Genomic DNA, 3,496 nt, shown 5'->3' on the forward strand with positions numbered 1-3,496 from the left:
GTGGACGGGGTGTCCTGGCGGATCCTGCTGCCGGATCTGTTCACCGCCTGGCACGCGACCGGCCAGGAAGCGGCCCCGCCAGCGGCGGCTCACGAGGAGGCCGCTCACGAGGGGGCCCCGCGAGAGGCGACCGCTCAAGAGGGAATCGCGCTGGAAGCGGCCACTCAAGAAGCGGTCGGTCGGGGAACCGTCCCGGTGCTGGAGCCGGTGCCAACCTCCTTCCGTACCTGGGCACACCGCCTGCACGACGAGGCTCCCAACAGGGTCGGCGAACTCGACCACTGGGCGGAGATCCTCGACGGCCCCGATCCGCGTATCGGGCGCAGGTCCCTCGATCCGCGTCTCGACACCGCCGCGACGTTGCGCAGTCTCCGCCGTACCCTGCCTCCGGAGAGGGCCGAACCTCTGCTGGCGGCCGTCCCCGCCGCGTTCCACGGCCGGGTCAACGACGTGCTGCTCGCCGGGCTCGCCCTGGCCGTGACCCACTGGCGCAGGAGGCGCGGCGCCCGGGGCACCTCCGTCCTGCTCGACCTGGAGGGGCACGGCCGTGAGGAGATCTTCCCCGACGTCGACCTGTCCAGGACCGTGGGCTGGTTCACCACCATCCACCCCGTCAGGCTCGACCCGGGGCTGACCGGCTGGTCCGACGAGAGGGCCGCGGCTCAGGCGATCAAAAAGGTCAAGGAGCAGCTCAGAGCGCTGCCCGACCCGCTGGGTTACGGGATGCTCCGCCATCTCGCACCGGAGACCGCGCAGAAGCTCGCCGAGCTTCCCCGTCCGCAGATCGTGTTCAACTACCTCGGCCGGGTCGCGGTCACCGAAGGCGACTGGAACCTGGTTCCCACCGAGATCGGCGGCTACGACCCCGGGATGCCGGTGGCCCACGTCCTGGAGGTCAACGTGACCACGCACGACCGGCCGGACGGCCCTCACCTGGAGGCCGTCTGGTCCTGGCCCGAGGGGGTGCTCGACGAGGCGGAGGTCGCCGAGCTGGCCGAGACCTGGTTCGAGGCGCTCGCCGGGCTGGCCGAGCACGGCGCGGGAGGACACACACCGAGCGACCTCCTGGTCGACCTGGACCAGGGGGAGATCGACCGCATCCAAGCCGCGTGGGAGAAGCGTTGACGCAGGTCCAGGACATCCTCCCGCTCTCGCCGCTGCAGCAGGGCCTGTTCTTCCACGCCCTCCACGACGAGCACGACCTCTACACCGCACAGGTCACCCTCGACCTGGACGGCCCGCTGGACGTCCCCGCGCTCCGCGCCGCCGCCGCCAGGCTGCTCGAACGCCACTCCAACCTGCGCGCCGCCTTCTGGCACGAGGACCTCAGCCGGCCTGTCCAGGTCATCCCGGACAGTGTCGAACCGTCCTGGCGAGAGGTCGAGGGGGCAGATCCGGCCGTGGTGGCCGCGGAGGAGAGGGCACGCCCGTTCGACCTGGCGGTGCCGCCGCTCATCCGCTTCGTTCTCGTACGGCCGGAGCCCGGCAGGCACCGGCTGATCATCACCAACCATCACATCCTGCTCGACGGATGGTCCACCCCGCTGCTTGTCACAGAACTGCTGGCGCTCTATCTCGGTGTGGAGGCCCCGCCCGCGCCGCCGTACAAGAACTACCTGGCCTGGCTGTCCCGCCAGGACCGCGCCGCCGCGAAGGACGCCTGGGACCGGGCGCTGGAGGGCATTGACGAGCCGACGCTGGTGGCGCCCGCCGCGGGCGCGCCGGTGACGCCGGGCAAGGTCGCCACCGAACTGGGCGCCGACCTGACCGCCGCGCTGACCAGACTGGCCCGTCGCCGTGGCGTCACGGTCAACACGGTCCTGCAGGGAGTGTGGGGACTGCTGCTCGCCAAGCTGACCGGCCGCGAGGACGTCGTCTTCGGCGCGGTCGTATCGGGCCGCCCGCCCGAGCTGCCCGGGGTCGAGCACATGGTCGGCCTGTTCATCAACACCGTGCCCGTCCGGGTCCGGCTCCGGCCCGCCGAGCCCGTCGGTGAAATGCTGGAACGCCTCCAGGACGAGCAGGCGGAGCTGATGCCCCACCATCACCTGGGGCTGACCGAAATCCAGCGCGGCATCCTGTTCGACACCGTCACCGTGCTGGAGAACTACCCATTCGATCCCTCCACCGCCGGTACCGCCCTTGGCGAGGTCCGGCTGACCGGCTTCGGCTCGACAGACGCCCACCACTACCCTCTCGCCCTCGCCGCCCTCCCCGGCGACCGCCTCACCCTGCGGCTGGACCACCGCCCCGACCTGTTCAGCACCGCCGAGGCCCGGCGGCTGCTCGACCGGATGAGCCTGCTGCTCACCGCGATCGTCACCGACCCGGACACGCCGGTCGGCCGGATCGGCATCCTTGACGTCGCCGAGCACAGACAGGCCGTCGAGGAGTGGAACGAAACCGGCGCACCGGTGCCGCGCCGTACGTTGCCCGAGCTCTTCGAAGCCGCCGTCACCCGTGACCCCGAGGCCACCGCGCTGGTCCACCTCGGCGAGAGTGTCACGTACGGGCAGCTCAACGGCCGCGCCAACCGTCTGGCTCGGCTGCTGGTGGCCGAGCACGGAATCGGCCCCGAGCGGTTGGTGGCGCTGAGGCTGCGCCGTTCCGCCGATCTGGTGGTCGCGGCGCTGGCCGTGCTGAAGGCGGGCGGTGCGTACCTGCCCGTGGACCTCGGCTACCCGGAGGAACGGGTCGCCTATATGCTCGCGGACGCCGCCCCCGCCCTGGTGATCGACGCCGACTGGCTGGCCGGGGTCGACACCTCCGGATACGTGGAGTCCGATCCGGGTGTGCCGCTCGTGCCGGAGAGTCCGGCGTACGTGATCTACACCTCCGGTTCGACGGGACGGCCCAAGGGTGTCGTGGTCACCCATGCCGGCATCGCCGCCCTCGCCTGCTCGCAGGTCGACAGGTTCGGGATCACCCCGGACAGCCGTGTTCTGCACTTCGCCTCGCCGAGCTTCGACGCCTCGGTCATGGAACTGCTGATGGCCTTCGCGGCCGGGGCAGCCCTTGTCATTCCTCCTTCCGGCGCCTACAGCGGAGCCGCGCTGGCCGATGCCCTGCGGGATGCGCGGGTCACCCATGCCCTGATCCCCCCGGCGGCCCTGGCGGGGGTTCCGGAGGTCCCGCTGCCCGACCTGCGGACTCTGATCGTCGGCGGGGACGCCTGCGCGCCGAATCTGGTGGACACCTGGGCCCCCGGCCGTCTGATGATCAACGCGTACGGCCCGACAGAGGCGACCATCGCCGCCACCATGAGTGCCCCCCTGACGGCGGGTGAGATCCCGCCGATCGGCTCGCCGGTGCGCGACGCGCGGGCGTACGTGCTGGATTCGTGGCTGCGGCCGGTTCCGGCCGGGGTGGAGGGGGAGCTGTACCTGGCCGGGCCCGGTCTCGCGCGGGGGTATCTGGGGCGGGCGGGGTTGACGGCGGAGCGGTTCGTGGCGTGTCCGTTCGGTGGTCGTGGTGGGCGGATGTATCGGACGGGGGA

The 3,496-nt window shown here is 71.6% G+C and carries 2 protein-coding genes; both read left to right on the forward strand.

Features of this window, described 5'->3' with window-relative positions:
• Nucleotides 1-1,125, forward strand: a 1,125-nt coding sequence (locus AB0K21_RS44555) for a condensation domain-containing protein (protein ID WP_364159260.1), incomplete at its 5' end; no start/stop codon positions are given.
• The coding region (locus tag AB0K21_RS44560; protein WP_364159263.1) for an amino acid adenylation domain-containing protein at nt 1,122-3,496 on the forward strand (2,375 nt) is incomplete at its 3' end. The genes AB0K21_RS44555 and AB0K21_RS44560, both read left to right, overlap by 4 nt.

The organism is Streptosporangium sp. NPDC049248 (assembly GCF_040678965.1).
In the GTDB taxonomy this organism is placed as follows: Bacteria; Actinomycetota; Actinomycetes; order Streptosporangiales; family Streptosporangiaceae; genus Streptosporangium; species Streptosporangium fukuiense.